The 20,606-nt window shown below is 68.5% G+C and carries 17 protein-coding genes, 1 pseudogene and 1 riboswitch; of the genes and pseudogenes, 9 read left to right on the top strand and 9 right to left on the bottom strand.

Going from position 1 to position 20,606, the window contains the following annotated elements; genetic code table 11:
- Positions 1-54: 54 nt before the first annotated feature.
- Positions 55-351 carry a helix-turn-helix transcriptional regulator gene (locus ACGFIF_RS41635; RefSeq protein WP_393162954.1) on the top strand — a complete coding sequence of 99 codons (297 nt, stop codon included), beginning with the start codon at positions 55-57 and terminating at the stop codon, positions 349-351.
- Positions 352-353: 2 nt separating this feature from the next.
- On the opposite strand, the gene ACGFIF_RS41630 is transcribed toward ACGFIF_RS41635, so the two are convergent.
- Positions 354-1,568 carry an aminotransferase class V-fold PLP-dependent enzyme gene (locus ACGFIF_RS41630; protein WP_393162952.1) on the bottom strand — a complete coding sequence of 405 codons (1,215 nt, stop codon included), beginning with the start codon at positions 1,566-1,568 and terminating at the stop codon, positions 354-356.
- Here ACGFIF_RS41630 and ACGFIF_RS41625 point away from each other — a divergent pair.
- Both ACGFIF_RS41625 and ACGFIF_RS41620 read left to right on the top strand, forming a co-directional pair.
- Positions 1,567-2,949, top strand: a complete 1,383-nt coding sequence (locus ACGFIF_RS41625) for a PLP-dependent aminotransferase family protein (RefSeq protein ID WP_393162950.1) — start codon at positions 1,567-1,569, stop codon at positions 2,947-2,949. The genes ACGFIF_RS41630 and ACGFIF_RS41625 overlap by 2 nt on opposite strands.
- 41 nt (positions 2,950-2,990) lie before the next feature.
- Positions 2,991-3,401 (top strand): SAM-dependent methyltransferase, encoded by a 411-nt coding sequence (locus tag ACGFIF_RS41620; RefSeq protein ID WP_393162948.1) that lies wholly within the window; start codon positions 2,991-2,993, stop codon positions 3,399-3,401.
- On the opposite strand, the gene ACGFIF_RS41615 is transcribed toward ACGFIF_RS41620, so the two are convergent.
- Genes ACGFIF_RS41615 through ACGFIF_RS41600 form a run of 4 tightly spaced genes read right to left on the bottom strand, consistent with a single transcriptional unit; the run spans position 3,390 to position 7,318 of the window.
- Entirely contained in the window at positions 3,390-3,977 is a 588-nt protein-coding gene (locus ACGFIF_RS41615; RefSeq protein ID WP_393162946.1) for a hypothetical protein, read from the bottom strand. The genes ACGFIF_RS41620 and ACGFIF_RS41615 overlap by 12 nt on opposite strands.
- 1 nt (position 3,978) lies before the next feature.
- Positions 3,979-4,842 (bottom strand): RNA polymerase sigma-70 factor, encoded by an 864-nt coding sequence (locus ACGFIF_RS41610; RefSeq protein WP_393162944.1) that lies wholly within the window; start codon positions 4,840-4,842, stop codon positions 3,979-3,981.
- Between the two features lie 5 nt (positions 4,843-4,847).
- Positions 4,848-6,557, bottom strand: a complete 1,710-nt coding sequence (locus ACGFIF_RS41605; protein ID WP_393162942.1) for a ferritin-like domain-containing protein — start codon at positions 6,555-6,557, stop codon at positions 4,848-4,850.
- Positions 6,554-7,318 carry a class I SAM-dependent methyltransferase gene (locus ACGFIF_RS41600; protein WP_393162940.1) on the bottom strand — a complete coding sequence of 255 codons (765 nt, stop codon included), beginning with the start codon at positions 7,316-7,318 and terminating at the stop codon, positions 6,554-6,556. Before ACGFIF_RS41600 ends, ACGFIF_RS41605 begins: the two co-directional genes overlap by 4 nt.
- 167 nt (positions 7,319-7,485) lie before the next feature.
- On the opposite strand from ACGFIF_RS41600, the gene ACGFIF_RS41595 reads away from it, so the two are divergent.
- Positions 7,486-8,196 (top strand): alpha/beta fold hydrolase, encoded by a 711-nt coding sequence (locus ACGFIF_RS41595; protein WP_393162938.1) that lies wholly within the window; start codon positions 7,486-7,488, stop codon positions 8,194-8,196.
- 77 nt (positions 8,197-8,273) lie between these two features.
- On the opposite strand, the gene ACGFIF_RS41590 is transcribed toward ACGFIF_RS41595, so the two are convergent.
- Positions 8,274-9,194: an aldo/keto reductase gene (locus ACGFIF_RS41590; RefSeq protein ID WP_393162936.1), complete on the bottom strand. Its 921-nt coding sequence runs from the start codon at positions 9,192-9,194 to the stop codon at positions 8,274-8,276.
- Positions 9,191-10,387 (bottom strand): MFS transporter, encoded by a 1,197-nt coding sequence (locus ACGFIF_RS41585; protein WP_393162934.1) that lies wholly within the window; start codon positions 10,385-10,387, stop codon positions 9,191-9,193. Before ACGFIF_RS41585 ends, ACGFIF_RS41590 begins: the two co-directional genes overlap by 4 nt.
- A 274-nt stretch (positions 10,388-10,661) precedes the next feature.
- Here ACGFIF_RS41585 and ACGFIF_RS41580 point away from each other — a divergent pair.
- From ACGFIF_RS41580 to ACGFIF_RS41570, 3 genes and pseudogenes are all read left to right on the top strand, one after another.
- Positions 10,662-11,297: pseudogene (locus ACGFIF_RS41580) on the top strand (DUF5937 family protein); the annotation flags it as partial.
- Between the two features lie 124 nt (positions 11,298-11,421).
- Positions 11,422-11,538: riboswitch (TPP riboswitch) on the top strand.
- The gene (gene thiS, locus ACGFIF_RS41575) at positions 11,529-11,735 is read left to right on the top strand and encodes a sulfur carrier protein ThiS (RefSeq protein ID WP_393162932.1); all 207 of its coding nucleotides are present in this window, start codon (positions 11,529-11,531) and stop codon (positions 11,733-11,735) included. Its footprint overlaps the riboswitch before it by 10 nt.
- Position 11,736: 1 nt before the next feature.
- Positions 11,737-12,510 carry a thiazole synthase gene (locus ACGFIF_RS41570; protein WP_393162930.1) on the top strand — a complete coding sequence of 258 codons (774 nt, stop codon included), beginning with the start codon at positions 11,737-11,739 and terminating at the stop codon, positions 12,508-12,510.
- On the opposite strand, the gene ACGFIF_RS41565 is transcribed toward ACGFIF_RS41570, so the two are convergent.
- Together ACGFIF_RS41565 and ACGFIF_RS41560 are read right to left on the bottom strand one after the other, a co-directional pair.
- A complete protein-coding gene (locus tag ACGFIF_RS41565; protein WP_393162928.1) occupies positions 12,496-14,406 on the bottom strand; it encodes a DUF6807 family protein in 1,911 nt (636 codons plus the stop codon). The two genes, ACGFIF_RS41570 and ACGFIF_RS41565, sit on opposite strands and share 15 nt — an antisense overlap.
- Complete coding sequence (locus ACGFIF_RS41560; protein ID WP_393162926.1) at positions 14,406-15,881, bottom strand: family 43 glycosylhydrolase; 1,476 nt, start codon at positions 15,879-15,881, stop codon at positions 14,406-14,408. The genes ACGFIF_RS41565 and ACGFIF_RS41560 overlap by 1 nt, the downstream gene beginning before the upstream one ends.
- 121 nt (positions 15,882-16,002) lie before the next feature.
- Here ACGFIF_RS41560 and ACGFIF_RS41555 point away from each other — a divergent pair, with 121 nt between their 5' ends.
- Complete coding sequence (locus ACGFIF_RS41555; RefSeq protein ID WP_393162924.1) at positions 16,003-17,337, top strand: ABC transporter substrate-binding protein; 1,335 nt, start codon at positions 16,003-16,005, stop codon at positions 17,335-17,337.
- Positions 17,338-17,550: 213 nt separating this feature from the next.
- Positions 17,551-20,589 (top strand): pectinesterase family protein, encoded by a 3,039-nt coding sequence (locus ACGFIF_RS41550; protein ID WP_393162922.1) that lies wholly within the window; start codon positions 17,551-17,553, stop codon positions 20,587-20,589.
- Positions 20,590-20,606: the final 17 nt, after the last annotated feature.

The raw sequence follows: 20,606 nt of genomic DNA, 5'->3' as shown, positions 1-20,606 counted from the left end.
TTTCAATACTGGCAATGCAGTTCCTAGATCTAGGCATCCAGTATGCTCCGTGTCATGGCTTGGGGATTTCTGACGAACCACGCGCAGGCGCTGCTGTGTATCGCGCATGACCCAGGCGTGCGACTGCGGGAGATCGCGACCACGCTCGGCATCACGGAGCGCGCGGCGTTCGGCATCGTCACCGATCTGGTGGACGCCGGATACGTGGTCAAGGACAAGAACGGCCGTCGCAACCGGTACGGAGTCCAGGTCGACAAGCCCTTGCCGGAGCTTCTGCTGCGACAGCGAACGGTCGGCCAACTGGTCGAGCTCCTCGCGCACACGGAACTGGAGACGCACGACGACACCTGAGATCAGGCTGCCAGGTCTGCGACGGTGGCGGCGACGAAGTCGATCTCTTCGGTGGTGTTGTAGTAGTGGGGCGACAGGCGTAGGCACCAGTCGACGTTCTTGTCGGTGAAGTCGAACTGGGCGAAGTCGTGGAAGCTCAATGCCGAGTTGATCCGCCTCGCGTCCATGGCCGCCTTGAACGGGTGCGGCTGCCAACCTTCGATCTCGAAGGTCACCAAGGCACCCAAGGTCGTTCCGCGGTCGAGGACGCGCACACCGGGGATGTCTGCGAGCTTCTCCCGCAGTCGAGCCGCGAGGGCAGGGGTACGACGAGCGATGGCGTCCAGCCCGATCTGGCGCGCATAACGTACGGCGGCAGCGCAACCCAGCACGGTGGCGTACGGGAACTCCCATTCCTCGAAGCGGGCCGCGGTAGCGGTCGGCTCGTAGCGGTCCGGTGCGACCCAGCGGGAGCCATGCATGTCGATGAACAGCGGCTCGTATCCCGCGGCCAGGACCCGGTCCGAGACGTACAGGAACCCTGAGGCCCGAGGCCCGCGCAGGAACTTGCGGCAGGTGGCGGTCAGCAGGTCGCATCCGATCTGCTCGACGTCGATCGGGTACTGGCCGACCGACTGACATGCGTCGACGAGGTAGAGCAGGTCCAGCTCGCGGCAGTGAGCGCCGATCTCGGCGACCGGCTGGACCAGGCCTGCATTGGTAGGGATGTGAGTGGCGGTCACCAGCCTGGGCCGGTGGGTGCGCATCAGCTTGGCCATCGCGGCGACGTCCACCCCACCTTCGGGCAGGTCCGGAGCGTGCACGATCTCCACGCCGAAACGTTTGCGCAGGGACAAGAACGCGATCTGGTTGGAGATGAAGTCGTTGCGGGTGGTGAGGATGACATCGCCGCGTTCGAACGGGATCGAGGACAAGGCAGTGGCGTAGGCATGCGTCGCGCTGCCGGAGAACGCGATGTTGCGCGGCGCGCAGTTGATCAGACCGGCGACCTCGTCGTAGAAGGCGCGCACCTCCTCGGCCCGGGCGGCCGACGCCTCGTAGCCCCCGATCGCCGCCTCCAGTTGGAGGTGCTCGACGACCGAGGTGAGAACCGGAGTCGCGAGCAGACCGCAGCCGGCGTTGTTGAAGTGCACGACGTTCTCGCAGCCGGGGGTGTCGGCGCGCAACCGCAGAAGTGATTCCGGAGTAATGCCAGTAGTGCTACTATGCAGCGTCATGTCAAACGGTAGCACTACTGACACCCTCGTGACGCGCCTGCGGACCCTCGTAGCCGACCTCGGCCCGGGCTCGAAGTTGCCGAGCAGTCGCGAGCTCATCGAGCGCTACCGGGTCGGACCGGGAACCGTCTCTCGTGCGATCGCCACCCTGACCGCCGAAGGCGCCGTGGTCACCCGCGCCGGTGTCGGCACGTTCGTCGCACCGCGGGTGGACCGCCCGGACGTCGTGAGCGACATGTCCTGGCAGGAGGTCTCACTGGCCGGCCGGGAGTACGACCCGGCCAACGCCGTCGAGGCGACTCATCTCCCCACTGGGGACGGGATCGCGTTGTCCGGCGGCTATCTCCACGAGTCACTGCAGCCAACCCGGTCGCTGGGAGCTGCCCTGGCCCGCGCCGCTCGCCGCCCTGACGCCTGGCATCGCGCTCCGACCGCCGGTCTGGAGCCGCTGCGTGCCGTTTTCGCACGTATGGCGGGAGGCGCGACCACCCCGCAGGACGTGCTCATCACCGGAGGCGGTCAGGGCGCACTGTCGATGTTGTTCCGCGCGATCGTGGCACCGGGTGGCCCGGTGCTGATGGAATCGCCCACCTATCCCGGCGCTCTCGCCGCGGCCAGAGCCGCCGGGCTGAGACCGATCCCCGTACCGATGGACGACGAGGGCATCCGGCTCGACCTGCTGGCCGACGTCTTCGCCATGACCGGCGCCCGGCTGCTCTACTGCCAGCCCACCTTCCACAACCCCACCGGAGTCGTGCTCGCCCCCGATCGGCGGCGCCGGCTCATCGAGGTCGCACGGTCCGCCAACGCGTTCGTCATCGAGGACGACTTCGCCAGGCACCTCCGCCACGGACTCGCTGCGCCGGCACCCCTCGTCACCGAGGACCACGACGGGACGGTCGTCTACCTGACCTCGCTGACCAAACCCGCCTCCCCCAGCCTGCGCATCGGTGCGGTGATCGCCCGCGGTCCGGTGATGCGTCGCCTGCTCGGCATGCGGTACGTCGACGACTTCTTCATCGCCAGGCCATTGCAGGAGGCCGCCGTCGAACTGCTCAGCACTCCCGGATGGGATCGCCACCTCAACTCGTTGAGGGCTGAGCTGAGAGACCGCTGTGCTGCCCTCGTCGGCGCGCTGGCGCGTCAGGTTCCCGACTACACGGTGTCCAACGTCCCGTACGGCGGGCTGCATCTGTGGGTGCGGTTGCCACCGGATCGCCAGGCGGCTGCCGTGGCTGACGCGTGCCGGGCCCGCGGCGTACTCGTCGATGCGGGTGATCGCTTCTTTCCCGCTGAACCGCCCGGGGCCTACCTGCGGCTGAACTTCGCCGCTGCCGGATCCGTGGCCGAACTCGCGAAGGCAGCGTCCAAGCTCAGCTGAACCCGGACAATCGGACTGGACTGACATCCGAGGGAGGACGTATGGGCTTGTCGGCGCGGCTAGTGGCAGCTGTTGATGCGTTACCGCTTGCACCCGGGATGCGGGTGTTGGAGATCGGGTGTGGGCCGGGGGCGGCGGCTCGGGAGGTGGCCCGGCGGGTTGGGCCGGAGGGGTTTGTGCTGGCTGTTGATCGGTCGGCCAAAGCGGTGGCTCAGGCGTTGGCGGGGTCGCCGGATGAGGTCGCGGCGGGGGCGTTGGCGGTTCGGCAGGTGGCGGTTGAGCGGTTTGCGCTGGAGGAAGGCGAGGCGCTGTACGATCTCGCGTTTGCCGTGAGGGTTGGGGCGCTCGACGGGCGGCATCCGGAGCTCGAGCGTGAGGCGCTGCAACGGATTTGGGCTGCTTTGGTGCCGGACGGGCGGCTGTACGTCGATGGCCGGGAGCTACATCGGTGACGTGTGCCAGGGGGTCAGCTTCGTCGGGTTGAGGACGATGTAGATCGTGGCTATCTGGGTCGCGGTCGTGGTCAGGGTGATTACCGCGATGGCCTGCGTGGTGTGGCGGAGGACCAGGCCGGGGTGGCCGTTGACTGGTTCGGTGGTGAGGTGGGTGCCGGGGCGGCGTCTCAGGAGGGTGGCGACGTAGACCGCTACCTGGTCGGCGCCCTGGAGGGGGTGTGGGGAGGTCCTGAGGTTGCCGCCGGTGTCGGTGATGACGGTGGCGTCGTCGGCGAGAGTGGCTCGGAGAGCTGGTACGTCGCCCGTCGTACAGGCGAGGGCGAAACGGTGGACGAGCGGGTCCACGTCCTCGGGTTCGAGTCCGTCGAGGCTGATGCTGCCGGCGACTTGGGCCAGCCAGGCTCGGGGTTCGGCGATTCGGGCTCGCTCGAGCGGGTCGAGGGCGTACCAGCGGCGGTAGGTTTCCTGGACGATGCGGTCGGCCGTGGCCGGGGATCCGAACCTCCAGCGGGCGATCTCGAGGAGGTGCTCGCGCTCGTCGAGCAGTTCGGCCAGTGATTCGACGGTTTCCATGTCAGTTCCCGAACGTCGTGAGCTTGTCCGGATTCAGCTGCCACAGCACCTGTTCGATTCCGTCCGCGGACGCGGTCACGGTCAATGCGGCGAAGGCCACACCGTCCCGGCGCAGAACCGCGACCGCTTGGCCGTTCGCCGTACCCAGCTCGACTTCGGCCCTCTCCCAGAAGCGATCCGCGAACGCCTTGTGGTACTTCGCCACCCGTTCCATCCCCACCACCGGGAAGCGGGAGGCGCGGACGACGCCGCCGCCGTCGGAGTAGCTGATGGCGTCCTCGGCGAGCAGTTGCTCGAGTGCCTCCAGGTCACCGGACCGGGCCGCGGTGACGAACGCACTCAGCAGTTCCCGCTGCTCCTGATCGGTGACGGGATTGTGCCGTCCCGCGACGATGCGTTTCCGCGCCCGGCTGACCAGCTGACGCGTCGCCGTCTCGGTGGACCCGATGATCTCGGCGATCTGGCTGTACGGATAGTCGAACGCCTCGCGCAGGATGTACGCCGCCCGCTCGGTCGGCGAAAGCCGTTCCAGAATCAGCAGTACGGCGAACTCCAGCGCCTCGTTGCGTTCGGCACCGAGCAGCGGATCCGCGCTGGTGTCGACCGGCTCCGGCAACCACGGCCCGATGTAGGTCTCCCGCCGTACCCGCGCGGACTGGGTCACGTTGATCGCGAGCCGGGTGATGGCCGTCGCCAGGTACGCCGCTGGATTCGTGACCGTACTGCGGTCGGCCGTCTGCCAGCGCAACCACACGTCCTGGACCAGGTCCTCGGCCTCGGAAGCGCTGCCGAGCATCCGGTACGCGATCCCGAACAGGCGCGGCCGTACCTCGGCGAACACCGCCGCGGCCTGCTCCAGATCCATCGAGGTCATTCTTCGCGGAACTTGATCTCGCGATGAGTGCCGTCACACAACGGCTTGTTCGCCGAGTGACCGCACCTGCACAAGGTCACCCGGTTGCGGGTCTCCAGGTCCTGTCCATCGGCCCGGTGGACCGGCAGACCGCCGGTGATCCACAGTGCGCTGGCCTGACCGTCCTCCTCCTCGAGGACCGAGATCGCCCGCGGCAGATCCGGCTCGATCGACTCCCCGCCGCGGCGAAGAGCGTAGCTGTACGACCCCGACGGGCAGTGGTCGATCCGTCCCATGACATCGGAGCGTACGTCGCTGTCCCCGGTGTCGGCGAGCATCTTGGCGATCGGCCGGGTCCGCCCGATGCAGAAGGCCGCGTGGATGCACAGTTCGCCGACGCGCTGCGCCGAGATGCCGACCCCGTCGTGCACATGCTGCAGTTCGCGGTACGGCGGCATCAGCGAAGCCTCCTTCCCGTCGAATCCGACCACCGCATGGGTCCCGTCGCAGAACGGTTTGGAGCCGGACTGACCACACCGGCAGAGTGCGTAGGTGTCCTCGGTCTCGATCTCGGGCCCGGTCTGCCAGGTGAGCGAGTCGTTGTTCTCGGACACGATCTTCTGCTTGCGCCGCAGCGGCACCCGGCCGTAGACGACGTACGGACCATTCGGCAGTACGGCGACCCGCTGCGACGCACCGACAGCCCATCGACGCGACGACGGTGCGACATAGTCGAAAGTAGGCCCTGCCGTACGACCGTCGTCCTCGGGCATCTGCATCAGCGCCGAGGCCTGCGCCTTGAGCGCATACATGGTGCCGGTGGCAACGGCCAGCATCCGCGGACTGCCGTTGAAGGCCTGCTCGAGCAGATGCAACACAGCGCAGTACGTGTGGTTGAACTCCTCCTGCGCAACGCGGATCGGGTGACCCTCAGGATGGTCGGTCAGGCGCGGGTTCGGCCGCATCGGGTGTACGCCGTCCGCGTCGAAGCCGATCGCCTCGCCGGTCGGGCCGGAGTCCGGGGTGTCGCCGCGCTGGAACCTGCGGCCGAGCTTGAGTTCCTGGAACCGGTAGTAGTGGGCGACCTCGTCGCGGTCCGGGTGGAACATGTCGGCGTCCCCGTCCCACACCTCGCCGCGCGCCGTACCTTCGCCCTGCTCGACGATCTCCTCCAGGGCCTCCAGCGCGGACTTGAGGCTGTCGACGACGACCAGCCGCCCGCCGCTGTGCCGGAAGTGGGCGTTGCTCACCTGCCGGGCGGGATCCCCGGAGAAGACCGCCTCCTCGCCCAACGTGGAACACAGCGACCGCAGTCCCTGTTCGATCGCGTCGTAGAACTGCCCGATCGTCTCGTAGTTGTCTCCTTCGGCCGGACCGCCAGGTGGTGCCGGCCGCTCGATCCGGAGGAACATCTCCAGCGCTTCAGGACCGAAGGGCGCCAGCGACAGTTCGAGCGAGCGGTCGCCGTGCGGCATCCGGCGCGGATGCGGTGGCAGCATCTCCGGCTTGTCCAGCTGCGGCCGACCGCCGACGGCGTTCAGGATGTTCGCGGCCAGCGCGAGGTGCAGCATCTCTTCGGAGAAGACACTCCCGACGACCTGGACGGCCTCCGGATTCCGCTGCGGGTCGAGCGAGTAGAGAGCGCAGAGGTACGGCGGAAGCGTCGCGTGCTCCAGTTCGACTGCCCACTGCAAGTGCTCTCGGAGGCTCTCCAACGTCCACGTCATACTGTTCTCCCCAGTCTGGTCGCGTGAATCAGTTGCATCGACAGGTGTCCGCCGTCGAAGAGACCGGCGAGCCGCCGGCCCTGACGAGCGGCGAGTGCGTACGCGCCCTTGGCGCGATGACGGGCCTCGACCATCGCGGCGACCTCCTCGACACGCCGGGACCACGATCGCGGCACCTCGGCAGGCCGATCGATCTGTTCCACGACGTCGAAGCCGGCGTCTCCGAGCAACGCATCGAGTTCCTCCTGGCCCGGGAAGTGGTTGCCGTCCGGCGGCCGGAGCAGATGTTTGCCCTGTGCAACGACAACGAGCAGTCCGAGCGACCCGCCGGGCACGAGCACACGATGGATCTCGCTGAGCAGGGCAGCCTTCTCCTCGACCGTGCAGAGCACCCCCAGACACCACGCGACGTCGACCGACGCCGTACGGAGTGGAATCCGACCGCCGTCAGCCAGTACGACGGGGAGCCCGAACAGCGTGGCCGCGGCACGGCAGGCGGCCGGCATCGGATCGAGCAGGATCGGGTCGACGCCGAACCGCTCGGCCGCCCACGCCGCAGGTCCACCGACGCCCGCACCGACGTCGAGCAGGCGCATACCGGCCGACAGTTCGCAGGCTTCGGCCAGCCAGGCCAGCGCGGTAGGGCTGGAGCTGCCGCGACAAGCGGCCGGTATCGCGTACCGATCGCCGAGCTGCCGTACGGCATCAGCCGTCCACCCAGCCACATCGTCGAACTCGGCAACCATCGCCGCAGCGGTCATCCCAGTCTCCCGTGAACGATCAGAAGCGGGGCCCCGGTTGCCGTCCGCTCGACAGCTAAGACAGGTCAGCTCGCCGCCGTGTGACAGCCGTGACACCGGGGCCCGGTCACAAACGCGCAAGCTGCCATGTCTGAGCTGGTGACATCCACTTCACGAAGGAGTTCCTGATGACTGACCAACGTCCTGTCGTCGTCCTCGTCCACGGCGCGTTCGCCGACGCCAGCAGTTGGAACGGTGTCGTCGAGCGACTACTCGAGCGGTCGATCGAGGTCGTCGCCGTCGCCAACCCGCTGCGCAGCCTGACCACCGACGCCGCCTACGTCCGCGACGTCATCGCGGGCATCGGCCGGCCCGTCCTGCTGGTCGCTCACTCGTACGGCGGCATGGTCATCACCGAGGCCGCGGCGCAGAACGACAACGTGATCGGCCTGGTGTACGTCGACGCGTTCGCCCCCGACCACGGCGAGAACGCGTTCCAGCTCTCACTCAAGTTCGCCGGCAGCACCCTGGGCGACGCGCTCAACGCCTACCCGGTCGCCGGCGGCAACGAGCTCGCCATCCGGCAGGACGTCTTCCAGCAGCAGTTCGCCGCGGACGTCCCGGCGGCGGAGGCGGCCCTGATGGCCGCGACCCAGCGCCCGGTCACCGAGGCCGCCCTGACCGAGGGGCTGCCGACCGAGACCCCGGCCTGGAAGTCGCTGCCATCCTGGTTCGTCTTCAGCGACGGCGACCGCAACATCCCCGTCGAGCTGCACCGCTACCTGGCCGAGCGTGCCGGCGCCAAGGGCAGCAAAGAGATCGCCGGCGCCTCCCACGCGCTCAGCGTCTCCGAACCGGCCGCTGTCACCGCAACCATCCTCGAAGCGCTCGGCAGCTGAACCCACCAGACCCCTGCCGGTCAACGCTGGCAGGCGCATCCCGGCAGGGGTTTGGTGACCAGGCGGGCTCCTCTCGTTCAGATCCTCGCGAGGTCCGCCCAGAGTTCCTCGGGGATCTCCGCGCTGTGAGCGGCGAGATTCTGGTGGACCTCCGCGGGCGTGCGCATGCCCAGGACGACGGACTTGATCGCCGGGTGGCGCAGGGGGAAGGCGATGGCGGCCTCGGGCACCGTCACGCCGTGCGACTCGCAGATGTCGGCGATGCGATTGGCCCGCTGCAGTACGTCGGGTGTCGCGGTCTGGTAGTCGAACTTCGCGGCCGGATCGGGGCGGGAGGTAGCGAGGATGCCGGAGTTGAAGACGCCGGCGGCCACCACTGAGACATCACGCTCCACGCACGCGGGGAGGAACGTGTCCAGGGCAGGCTGCTGAAGGAGCGTGTAACCGCCGGCGAGCATGACCACATCGACGTCGGTTTCGCGGACCAGGGTGGTCAGCTGGTCGACGTCGTACATGCCGGCACCGATTGCTTCGACCACGCCCTCGGCACGGAGTTCGGCCAGGGCCGGGTAGCCGAGGCGTAGTGCTTCGTCGAAGTGTTGCTCGGCGTCGTGCAGGTAGAGGATGTCGATCCGGTCGAGGCCCATCCGCTCCAGGGAGTCCTCGACGCTGCGTCGTACGCCGTCGCGGGAGAAGTCCCACACCCGGCGGTGCGTGGCCGGCACCTGGAAGGCCTCGTCCATGCGGCCCTGCGGATCCTGGGGCACCAGCAAGCGGCCCACCTTCGTCGACAGGACGAACTCGTCCCGTGGCTTGTCCCGCAGCAGCTCGCCGATGCGTCGCTCGGAATGACCGATCCCGTAGTGCGGCGACGTGTCGTAGTACCGGATCCAGCCGTCCCAGCCGGCCGCCAGTGCCGCGGCCGCGGTGGCATCGTCCAGCGGCTCGAACAGACCACCGAGCGGACCGCCGCCGAAGCCGAGTTCAGGGATTCTCACTGCTCGTTCTCCTTTGTCCGACGGGTGTGGGCCAACGCGGCGGCGCCGGCGAGCGCAGCCACGAACGACGGTACGGCCCACCATCCCAAAGCCTCATACAGCCGTACGGCGGCCCACGACCCGAGACTGCCGGCCGCGTACGCGCACACCATGTAAGCGGTGTTCATCGCGCTCCGGGAGCGTGGCGCGAGACGGTACATCCTGGTGACGTTGGCGACCATGCCCGACTGCATCGACACATCGAGCACCAGCACCCCGGCGACCAGAAGGCCGAGCCCGAGCGGTCCACCCAGAAGCGCACCCAGCATGAGTACGGCGGCCGCGCAGGTGCCGGCCAGGATCCACGATGTGACCACGTCCGGGCTTCGGCGATCGACCAACCGACCGGTCACCGGAACCAGGGCCATCGTGGCGATCGCCACCAGACTCACCCACCCAAGCGCACCGGCGCCGAGACCGAACTCGTCCCGCAGGACCAGGACCAACGTCGCCCAGGTCCCGGTGAACCCCGCGAACGAGCAGGCCTGGTAGAACGCCGATCGGCGCAGCCCGGGACGCAGCCGCAACTGATCGAGCGGTCGCCGTAAGTACCCCGGAAAGTCCACCGGCTCGACGCTCTCCGGCACCGGCAGCCGCGTCCACGCGACCACCGCGCACACCACTGCGAGGGCGGCCGCACCGAAGTACGCGTACCGCCAGGAGTACTCCTCGCCGAGATAGCCGGCCACCGCGCGCGAGGCGATCATCCCGGGGATGCCGACGCTGAGCAGGACGCTGTTCACGCTGCCCAGCCGTCGGGATCCGGTCATGCCCGCGACGTACGGTCCGATCACCGGGGAGGCCACGGTCGCGCAGCCCATCAGGAACGAGGCCAGCACGAGGACCGGCAACGACGGTGCGACGGCCGCGGTGAAGGCGAAGACCGAGACGCTGCCGAAGAGGATGGTGAGCAGGCGGCGCTGCGCCCCGGTATCACCGAGCGGTACGACGGCCAGGATGCCGGCGGCGTACCCAGCTTGCGGCGCGGTCACAACCAGGGCCGCATCCGCGGGCGGCACCTGCAGCGACGCGGCCACGTACGGCAGCAGCGCCTGCGGGAAGTAGACCATGCCGACACCGACGGCGGAGCACACTGCCAGTACGCCGAGCAGCGCTGTCTGTGGTCGTGCGTCGGGGGGAGCCTCGGTGAGCATGGGCTCGACTGTCCCCCGGCGTTCTGTCCGGCCGGGAACGATTTAGGATCCGGCTACATCGACGGAGGTGACGGCTGTGCTCACCTATGAGCTGACTTCGCGAGATCTCGAGGACGTCCGGTTCGCGATCTCGCCGGCCGCCGAGACCGTGCTGTCGCTGCGGGCGCTGCAGGACCCCGGCCGCTTCCCCTTCCAGCTGCCGTGGGTCCGCGCGGTTCAGCCGCTGCTCCCGGCGCTGGACTGGAGCGTGCTGCGCCTGCTGGTCAACGACACGATGGGCAGCCCGGACTTCCTCACGCCGCGTCCCACCTCGCCGCTGACCCAGATCCAGGACGAGCTCGATATCATCGCGGCGGTGGACCGGGCCACCTTCGACCGGCAGCTTGTCGCGGTGAACCGGGAACTGCCCGGCGAGCTGGCCGGTTCCGACGGCGTCTCCAGAGTGGTCGAGGCCCTGCGCGAGTACTGGCAGACGGTGATGGCGCCGTACTGGCCGCGGATGCGTACGGTCCTGTCCGCCGACATCAGCTTCCGCGGCCATGTGATCACCCAGCACGGCACCGGCGTGATGCTCAACGAGCTCGGGCCCGCGATCAGTTACGCCGACGGGCTGCTACGCATCGATCGGGTCGCCAATCCGAGCCGAACCGAGCGGATCGACGGCCGCGGACTGGTCCTGCAGCCGACCCTCTTCGGGCCGCACGCGGTCATTCCGTTCGACATCGGCGCGGAGCCGTTGCTCGGCTATCCACCGCGTGGTCAGGGACACCTCTGGACCGTCGCCGAACCACCGTCGCGGCGGGATCTCGGCCGGCTCGTCGGTACGGCGCGTGCCCGCATCCTGGCGCTGCTCACCCATCCCCGGACGACGAGCGACATCGCCGCGGAGCTGAAGGTCACCCCGTCCGCCGTGAGCCAGCACCTCCAACTGCTCCGGCGTACCGGACTGGTCGAGCCGCAACGCACCGGAAAGCAGGTGCTGTACCGGCCGACGGAACTCGCCGCGCTGCTCACCGGCACCGATCTGTTAGGGTCGAAAGTGCCGCGGGAGCTCACACCGGAGTGGGCTGAGAGGGCGACTGACGAGGGCGTCGCCGACCGCTGAACCTGAATCGGGTAATTCCGGCGTAGGGAGGAAGCGATGAACTACGACGTATGGGTCAACGGCACGGCCACGACCGTTCCACCGGATCGATCTGTGGCCGATCTGGTCCGGGAGTACTCCGACCGGCAGACCGGGATCGCGGTCGCGGTCAACCAGACCGTGCTCACCCGGGACGAGTGGGCCGCCACCATACTCACCGACGGCGATCGGGTCGAGATCGTCAGCGCGGTCCAGGGAGGCTGACATGGACGATCCACTGGAGCTCGGCGGCCGGACCTACACCTCCCGGCTGATCATGGGCACGGGTGGTGCCGCGAACCTCGAGGTGATGGAGGAGGCATTGATTGCCTCTGGCACCCAACTCACCACGGTCGCGATGCGCCGGCTCGGCACCGGCCACGAGGGCTCGATCCTCGACGTACTGAAGAAGCACGGCATCGAAGTACTGCCCAACACCGCCGGTTGCCACACGGCGGCGGAGGCTGTGCTCACCGCGAAGCTCGCCCGCGAGGCGCTGGAGACGGACCTGATCAAGGTCGAGGTTGTGGCCGACGATCACCTGCTGATGCCGGATCCGGTCGAGTTGCTGGATGCCGTGGACGCGTTGATCGCGGACGGATTCACCGTGCTGCCCTACACCAACGACGATCCGATCCTGGCGCGTCGACTCGAGCAGGCCGGATGCGCCGCGGTGATGCCGTTGGCCGCGCCGATCGGGTCCGCCCTCGGCATCCGCAATCCACACAACCTCGCGCTCATCGCCGAGGCCGCGAACGTCCCGGTGATCGTCGACGCCGGCATCGGTACGGCGAGTGACGCCGCGCTGGCCATGGAGCTCGGCTGCGACGCCGTCATGCTCGCCACCCCGGTCACCCGAGCCGAAAAGCCCGCCCTGATGGCCGCCGCGATGCGCGATGCCGTCAACGCCGGCCGTGCCGCCCGCCTGGCCGGCCGGGTCCCCCGCCGCTGGCACTCAGCCCTCGCCTCGTCCCCGGTGACAGGCCTACCGACCTTCTGAGAGGACCCTCCCAGCCAGGTCCGGGGCCTCGGTGAGGTCGATGGAGCGGTCGAGCAGTAAGGCGGTCAGGGACAAGGAGAGGTCCTGGTCGGGCTGTAGCGCCAAGGCGCTTTGCCAGGCCAGGGCTGGGCCGGCGCCTACGTAGTCGGTGGAGCGGAGGAACCACGGGCGCACACCGTCGGACTGCACGAGTAGCAAGGTGGTGACGGTGTCGCCGCGTTGCTGGACGAAGGCCAGCCAGGGGCTCAGGGAGCCGTAGGCGGCGTCAGTGCCTTCGCCGGCTTCGCTCAGCACCACAGTGGTTTCCGCGGACGGCAGTCGCCAGAAGATGCCGCCGTACCCGGCGCCGGGCCGTCCCGCGGTGGCCGGGCTGTCGATGCGGATCGGGCCGTAGCGGGCGGTGAGGACGCTGTTCCAGTCGAGTCGCCAGCCGCCTTCGGCCAGTGCGCCGCTGAGTCGTCGGCGTTCGACCAGTTGCGGCCGGCCCTGTTCGTCGTACCAGGTGATCTCGTCGGTCAGCGAGTTACCCGGACCGTCGTCGACGGTGACACCGCGGCTGCGCTGCTGGCCGTGGTTCGTCAGCAAGGTCGGACCGCGGCCGGGGAGGAACGTGCGGCCACCCCAGTGTGACGTTCCGTTGACTCCGGCAACGGCCAGTGAGACGCCGTAGTGATGCCGGTGATCGACCGGGCTCACCTCGGTCAACGGGTTGCCGCCGAGGGTTCGAACAGGATGCAGATAAGGCCGCGGTGAATGCACCTGCGGCATCCGACGGCCGAACTCGTAGTGCGCCAGCAGCCCCGACGAGGAACCCAGCACGAAGATGTCCCCCTGCTGCTGCCAGCGGATCGGCCCCAACCGCCCGCGCGGCGCATCCCCTTGCAACCGGGTCGCCTGCGGCACCGGACCGGTACTCGCCCGCAATGCCAGCCGCAGATCCGGTACGCCGTCCACCTCGCCCTCCGACCCCGCGATCTGCGCGTACAAGACCTGCCAGGCCAACTCACCCAACCCCTGCTGCGGAACCCGCACCGTCGTCAGCGACGGAACGGCGAACCGCGACAACCCGATGTCGTCCATCCCGGCCACCGACAGATCAGCCGGTACGGCGACGCCGACCTCGTTGAGCCTCGCCAGCAGACCGAAGGCGACCAGATCGTTGAACGCGACGACGGCCGTGACCTGGGACTCCAGCACCCGCTCGACCGCGGCGTACCCGTCCTCGATCGACGAACCGCACTCCAACCGGACGATCTCCAGCCCGGGGATCTCCCGCTCGGCGATCTCCAGTGAGCGCAGGCGATCCGTATTCGACGCGCTCCCCACCGGCCCGGCCAGGTAGGCGAGCCGCCGATGTCCGAGGCCGACGAGATGGTCGACCACGATCCGCACCGCCCTGCCGAAATCGACCCCGACCGTGGCGACGTCGGACGGCCCCTGGCGATTGACCAGGATGACCGGCTTCACCTCCGGCAGCAGCTCGAGCAGGCTGTCCTCGGCCAGCCGCGGCGAGACCATGATGAGCGCGTCGCACCGGCGCCGGGCCTCCACCGCGATATCCGCCTCGGCCATCGGGTCCTCGTCGGTTTCGGCGACCAGGACCCGGTAGCCGGCCGCGGCCGAAGCGTTGGTGATACCGCGCATGATCTGCTGGAACAGTGGGTTGCCCAGGTCCGGAACCACCAGCGCGACCATGTTCGTCCGGCCGAGGGACAGGTTGCGGGCCAGGTCGCTGGGCCGGTAGTTCAGCCGGTCGGCGGCGGCCCGGACGCGTTCGGCGATCTCCGGCGCGACGGTGAGGCGGCCGTTCATCACCCGCGACACGGTCGCCCGCGACACCTCCGCCGCCCGCGCGACGTCGGCGATCGTGATCGAGTCCTTCGGTGTCCTGCCCATCAAGCCGTCTCTCGCTCGGTTACCCGGACCGGGCCGAACACGGCCCCGCCACCATCCATCGTGCCTTGTGGCGCCGCCGCGAACAGCCCCACCTCGGCGCCGATCCACCGTCCCTCCACAGCCTGGAAGACCTTGGCGATCTCCACCCACTCACCGCCCGCCCGATAGGAGAACCGCACCACCGCATTCTCATCGACGTCAGCGGCCAAATCGACGTATGGCGTCTCCACTGGAGCCTGGTGGAGGAGGTCCTCATCCGGTGTACCGCGCTCGCGCAGTACGACGTCCGTCCCGGTCGGCGTGCGATGGAGGCCGATCCACGCATACGTCTGGCCCAGTACGACGAGACCGGCTCGAGCACCCGGCCCGCCGCCGTCGAGCCGGACGGACGTCTCGAACCGCCGGCGATGTCCGGGTAGCTGCTGCCCGAGCACCTGCGGGAGATTCCGCAGATCGCCGTCGTCGTCCGGGAACACAGCCAATCGCAATGAGCCGTCCTTCGGAGCGTCGTACCAGTCGGGCCGCGGGTTCGCCTGCCAGTGCCAGATCGGCGACAACTCCGGCCCCTCGAAGGCATCGCTCCGCTCGGGCTCACGCTGCTCGCCGGCCGGTAGCGGATGCCGCAGTACCGGCTCTCCGCCATCACCGATGACAGGCCAGCCGTCCTCCCAGGTCATCGGCTGCAGATGTACGACGCGACCCGCCGGACCGCGATCGGAGAAGTGCAGGAACCAGTCCTCGCCGGCCGGTGTGTCCACCCACGCACCCTGATGCGGCCCGTTGACCGGCGTCGATCCCTGCGCCAGTACGACGCGATCCTCGTACGGCCCGTACGGCGACCGGGCCCGGAACGCGGACTGCCACCCGGTCGTGACCCCTCCGGCCGGGGCGAAGATCCAGTAGTACCCGTCCCGCTTGTAGAACTTCGGCCCCTCGAGCGTCGTGTACCCGGGCAACTCGTCTCCGTCGATGACGGTCCGGGCCGGCCCGACGACTCGATCGAGGGCCGGCGACACCTCGCGGACGGTCAGCCGGTTCTTGATCCCGGCCCGGCTCTTCGCCCAGCCGTGCACGAGATAGCAGCGCCCGTCGTCGTCCCACAGCGGGCACGGATCGATCAGGCCGCGGCCGGCCAGCAGCAGCCGGGGCTCCGACCAGGCGCCCGCCGGATCGGCGGCGCTGAGCACGAAGATCCCGTGATCAGGATCGGGATAGACGATCCAGAACCGCCCGTCGTGGTGCCGGATGCTCGGCGCCCAGACACCGCCGCCGTGCCGCGGAATCCGGTAGTGCTCGACCGGCGGCACCTCGCGCAACGCATGGTTCACGAGCGTCCACGAGACCAGGTCGCGCGAGTGCAGCACCGGCAGTCCGGGCGCCCGGTTGAAGCTGGACGCGATCATCCAGTAGTCGTCGCCGACCCGGACCGCATCCGGGTCCGGCCAATCCGCGTCCAGCACCGGGTTGGCATACACAGGTCTCGCCCTCCGATCGGGAAACCGCCTTCCGAACCCTATTGCGAGCCCGGTGCGCTGTGTTACTTTCTCACGAAGAAACCGGTTTCTCAAACTGTTCCGGCGTGGAGAGAAGGACCAGATGACAGGCAGAGGGTGGATCCGGGCGACAGCGACGGCCGCGACCCTGGCGCTGGCGATCGGCGGTTGCGCCGGCCCGACCAGCGGCGGCGGCAGCGAGGCCGCGAGCAACCCCGACGACTGGGGTGAGGCGAAGGGCACCGTCCAGTTCTGGGACACCAACGCCAATCCGGCGCTGACCAAGAAGTGGGAGAAGTTGATCGGCGAGTTCAACGCCGCCAACCCCGACGTCAAGGTCGAGTACGTCGGCCTGCCCAACTCGTCGTACCTGCAGAAGGTCGACAACGCGCTGGCCTCCGGCGAGATCCCCGACGTCCTGCTGATCGGCAACGACGTCGCCCACCTGATCGCGCAGAACGCGCTGGTCACACTGGACGACGCGTACGAGAAGTCGGGACTGACCAGCAAGGTCGACGCGACGATGATCGCGAACGAGCGCCGCAACTCGTCGGACGCCAAGCTCTACAAGGCTCCGCTGAGCGCGCTGTCGGACGTGATCTGGTACCGGACCGACTGGCTGAAGCAGAAGGGCCTGGCCGAGCCGAAGTCGTACGACGACCTCTTCTCGATCGCCCAGCAGCTGACCGAGAAGGACAAGAACCGGTTCGGGTTCGCGTTCCGCGGCGGGCCGGGCTCGATGCCGCCGATGTTCGCGATGACGTACGGCCAGGCAGGGATCGGCACGTTCTTCACCGACGACGGCAAGGCGACCTTCAACGACCCGGAGGCGGTCAAGTCGCTCGAGCGGTACGCCGGGCTGTACGGCACCGTCAGCGCACCGGCCGACCTGTCCAACGACTACGCCAAGATCGTGGCCGCGTTCGACGGCGGCTCGGCCTGGGCGACCCACCACAACCTCGGCTCCACCCAGGACCACTTCAAGGCGCTCGGCCCGGCGAACGTGGCCGGCGTCCAGCCGTTCCCGAACGCCGACGGCGTCATCACCGCGACCGCGCCCGCGATCTCGGGGCTCGGCATCCTCGCGAAGAGCGAGAAGAAGGCCGCGGCCTGGAAGTTCGTCGAGTACATGAGTACGACGGCCAACTCGGAGTGGTGTGAGGCGGTCGGCCAGGTGCCGGCGAACACCGAGGCCGCCAAGGCGCCGTGGGTGCAGCAGTCGCAGCCGCTGCGGGCGATCGTCGAGACGTCGAAGAACCCGAAGACGCAGTACCTGCAGCTGCCGACGTACCTGCCGGACTGGAGCAAGATCCTCAAGACCGAGATGGAAGCCGACTTCCAGCAGGTGCTGCAGAAGAAGCTCACCGCGCAGGCCTTCGCGGACAAGTACGCCGCCCGGTTCGAAGCCGCGAAGAAGGAGTACGACGACTCTAAGTAACCATCACGCCCCAATCCTGAAGAAACCGGTTTCTCTGTGTGAGGAGACGTCATGCCGCCCAGACTCCGCACCACCACAATCTTCCTACTCAGCACTGCACTTCTCGGCCTTGCGCCGGTGCCGGCTGCAGTCGCACAACAAACCGCACCGACAACCACTCACGTCTCGGATCCGGCTCGACAGGTCCTCTCACCTGGTGATGGGTGGGCCTCGATGGGATCCGGTACGACGGGTGGCTCGGCGGCCGAGCGTGTCGTGCAGGTTCGGACGGCGGCTGAGTTGAAGGCTGCTGTGGCTGGGGACGAGCCGAAGGTCGTGCAGGTGGTCGGGAAGCTCGATGCCAACACCACCGACGACGGGCGGCCGATCGCCTGTCCGGAGTACAACGTCGCGCCGTACACGCTGGAGAACTACCTCCAGACCTACGACCCGGCGCACTGGACCGGACCGGCGACCGGCCCGATGGAGGATGCCCGCAAGGCCTCGTCGGCGAAGCAGGCCGAGCGGGTCCGGATGGACATCGGCGCCAACACGACCCTGATCGGTCTCAGCGACGCGCACCTGGTCGGGTTCGTGGTCAACATCGAGTCCGTCGACAACGTGATTGTCCGCAATCTGCGGATCTCCGACGCGTACGACTGTTTCCCCGGCTGGAACGGCGACACCTGGAAGACCGAGTGGGACAACGTCGTGGTCAGCCGGTCGACCCACGTCTGGCTGGACCACCTGACCCTCGACGACGGCGACACCGTCGACGCCGAGCAGCCGAAGTACTTCGGCGAACCGTTCCTGCGCCACGACGGCCTGCTCGACGTGGTCCGCCAGGCCGACCTGGTCACGATCTCCTGGAACAAGCTCAGCGGTCACGACAAGTCGTTGCTGTGGGGCAACGGTGACGGCGTCGTCGCCGACCGCGGCAAGCTCCGCGTGACCATGCACCACAACGAACTCACCGACCTGGTCCAGCGCGGTCCGCGGGTCCGCTTCGGCCAGGCCCACGTCTACAACAACCTGTACCGCGTCACCGACCCCGGCCGCTATCAATACTCCTGGGGTGTCGGCGTCGAGTCCTCGATCATTGCCCGAAGCAACTGGTTCCAGGGCGTCACCGCGGACCGCATCATCTACGACTGGGGCGGCACCGGCATCACCGAGTCCGGCAACTGGGTGAACGGCCGGCCGGCCGGCGTACTGGCCGCGTACAACGCCGCACACCCCGACGATCAACTGCTGCCGACGGTGTCCGGAAGCTCCGGCCCGCACCTGCGGATCAACCCCGCGCCGACTGTCCCCGCCCTGGTCGGCGCGTGGGCGGGTGCGGGCCGGCTGGACCAGAACAAGCAGCTCCTTCAACTGATGAACGCCCCGTCCACCACCACGGCCGACGGCCCGGTGTGGCCGGCCAAGGCGACCGGCATGGCGTCGATCCCGACTGCCGACCTTCCCCACGGAACCACCGGTGGGCTCGGCGGACAGCTCGTGGTCGCGGACACGGCCGAGAAGCTGACCCAGTACGCCGGTAGCCCCGAACCGCTGATCATCGTCGTCCGGGGCAGTCTGCGGATCCCGTTCGGCACCCAGGTCCCGGTCGCCTCGCACAAGACCATCATCGGCGCCGGTACCGTCGCCGAACTCGTCGGCGGCGGCCTGTTCCTGAACGGCACGCACAACGTGATCGTCCGCAACCTGCGGATCCGCGACTCCTACATCCCCGGCGACTGGGACGGGAAGTCGGCCGAGAACGACAACGACGGAATCCGGCTCGACACCGCACACCACGTGTGGATCGACCACGTCACGTTCGAGCGGCTCGGCGACGGTCTGGTCGACGTACGCAAGGACTCCGACTACGTGACGCTGTCGTGGAACGTCTTCAGCGCGCACAACAAGACGGTCGGTGTCGGCTGGACCACCAACGTGCTGACCAAGATCACGATGCACCACAACTGGTTCTCGAACACCTACCAGCGCAACGCGAGTATCGACAACACCGAGGCCGCGCACGTCTACAACAACTGGTTCCGCGGTTTCGGCCAGTACGGCACCATGTCCCGCGGCGCCGCCAAGGTAGTGGCCGAGAGCAACTACTACTCCGATGGCGAGGACCCGATCGTCGCTAAGGACCCGGCGTCGCAGATTGTCAACAAGAACAATGTCTTCACCAGCACCCGCGGCCGGCGCGACAACGTCGGTACGGCGTTCGATCCGGCGACGTACTACGCCTCGACCCCGGATGCCGCGAGCACGGTGCCCTCGACGGTCGGTGCCTACGCCGGCCCGACCACTCGCGACCGGACCTACGGCCGTACGGTCACCGTCGCACTCGACGGCACCGGCGACTTCGGCAGCATCGGCGCAGCCGTTGCGACCGTCGGAGGAGGCAGGCCGACCACGATCGTGGTGAAACCCGGTGTCTACCGCGAGATCGTCCGGATCTGGGCCTTCCAGGACAACCTGACCATCCGCGGCGCGACCGGCAACCCGGCAGACGTCGTCCTGACCTATGACCTCGCCGCCGGCCAGGAGAAGTTCTACGGCGGCACGTTCGGCGCGACCGGATCGGCGACGCTCGGCATCCTCGGCGACGACGTGACCGTCGAGAACCTCACCGTCGAGAACGGCTGGGACGAGCAGGCGAACTTCCCCAGCCAGGCGATCGCGCTGCGCACCGCCGGCGACCGGATCCGGCTGGACAACGTGCGCCTGCTCGGCAACCAGGACACGCTGCTGCTGGACACCCCGAACCGCGAGGCGATCGTCCGCACCTGGGTCACCGACTCGCTCATCCAGGGCGACGTCGACTTCATCTACGGCCGCGGTACGGCGGTGATCACCGACAGCACGATCAGGTCGGTGGACCGCGGCCAACCGGTCAACGGGTACGTCACCGCGGCCGCGACCGTCGACGCGAACCCGCACGGCTACCTGATCGAACGCAGCCGCTTCGAATCCGACGCCGCGGCCGGCACGGTCTTCCTCGGCCGTCCGTGGCATCCCAGCGGCGACCCCGGTGCCGACCCGCGCGTGGTGGTGCGGGACTCCTGGCTCGGCGCCCACACCGGTACGCCGGCTTGGACGGACATGAGCGGGTGGTCGTGGCGCGACGCGCGGTTCGCCGAGTACCGCAACACCGGCCCGGGCGCCGCGACCGGCGACGGACGGCCCCAGCTGACCGACACCGAGGCCGCCGCGGCCAACCGATCCGCCTGGCTGGCCGGCTCCGACGGCTGGCAGCCGGTCGACCGCGACTGACCCCGCAGCAACAACAA

Origin of the sequence: Kribbella sp. NPDC049174 (assembly GCF_043197365.1) — a bacterium.
GTDB lineage: Bacteria > Actinomycetota > Actinomycetes > Propionibacteriales > Kribbellaceae > Kribbella.
This window is presented reverse-complemented; position numbering and strand designations above follow the sequence as displayed.

Coding starts and splice junctions, on each gene's coding strand:
- ACGFIF_RS41635 (WP_393162954.1), top strand. CDS start 55: ATGGCTTGGGGATTTCTGACGAACCACGCGCAGGCGCTGCTGTGTATC.
- ACGFIF_RS41625 (WP_393162950.1), top strand. CDS start 1,567: ATGTCAAACGGTAGCACTACTGACACCCTCGTGACGCGCCTGCGGACC.
- ACGFIF_RS41630 (WP_393162952.1), bottom strand. CDS start 1,568: ATGACGCTGCATAGTAGCACTACTGGCATTACTCCGGAATCACTTCTG.
- ACGFIF_RS41620 (WP_393162948.1), top strand. CDS start 2,991: ATGGGCTTGTCGGCGCGGCTAGTGGCAGCTGTTGATGCGTTACCGCTT.
- ACGFIF_RS41615 (WP_393162946.1), bottom strand. CDS start 3,977: ATGGAAACCGTCGAATCACTGGCCGAACTGCTCGACGAGCGCGAGCAC.
- ACGFIF_RS41610 (WP_393162944.1), bottom strand. CDS start 4,842: ATGGATCTGGAGCAGGCCGCGGCGGTGTTCGCCGAGGTACGGCCGCGC.
- ACGFIF_RS41605 (WP_393162942.1), bottom strand. CDS start 6,557: ATGACGTGGACGTTGGAGAGCCTCCGAGAGCACTTGCAGTGGGCAGTC.
- ACGFIF_RS41600 (WP_393162940.1), bottom strand. CDS start 7,318: ATGACCGCTGCGGCGATGGTTGCCGAGTTCGACGATGTGGCTGGGTGG.
- ACGFIF_RS41595 (WP_393162938.1), top strand. CDS start 7,486: ATGACTGACCAACGTCCTGTCGTCGTCCTCGTCCACGGCGCGTTCGCC.
- ACGFIF_RS41585 (WP_393162934.1), bottom strand. CDS start 10,387: ATGCTCACCGAGGCTCCCCCCGACGCACGACCACAGACAGCGCTGCTC.
- thiS (WP_393162932.1), top strand. CDS start 11,529: ATGAACTACGACGTATGGGTCAACGGCACGGCCACGACCGTTCCACCG.
- ACGFIF_RS41570 (WP_393162930.1), top strand. CDS start 11,737: ATGGACGATCCACTGGAGCTCGGCGGCCGGACCTACACCTCCCGGCTG.
- ACGFIF_RS41565 (WP_393162928.1), bottom strand. CDS start 14,406: ATGGGCAGGACACCGAAGGACTCGATCACGATCGCCGACGTCGCGCGG.
- ACGFIF_RS41555 (WP_393162924.1), top strand. CDS start 16,003: ATGACAGGCAGAGGGTGGATCCGGGCGACAGCGACGGCCGCGACCCTG.
- ACGFIF_RS41550 (WP_393162922.1), top strand. CDS start 17,551: ATGGGATCCGGTACGACGGGTGGCTCGGCGGCCGAGCGTGTCGTGCAG.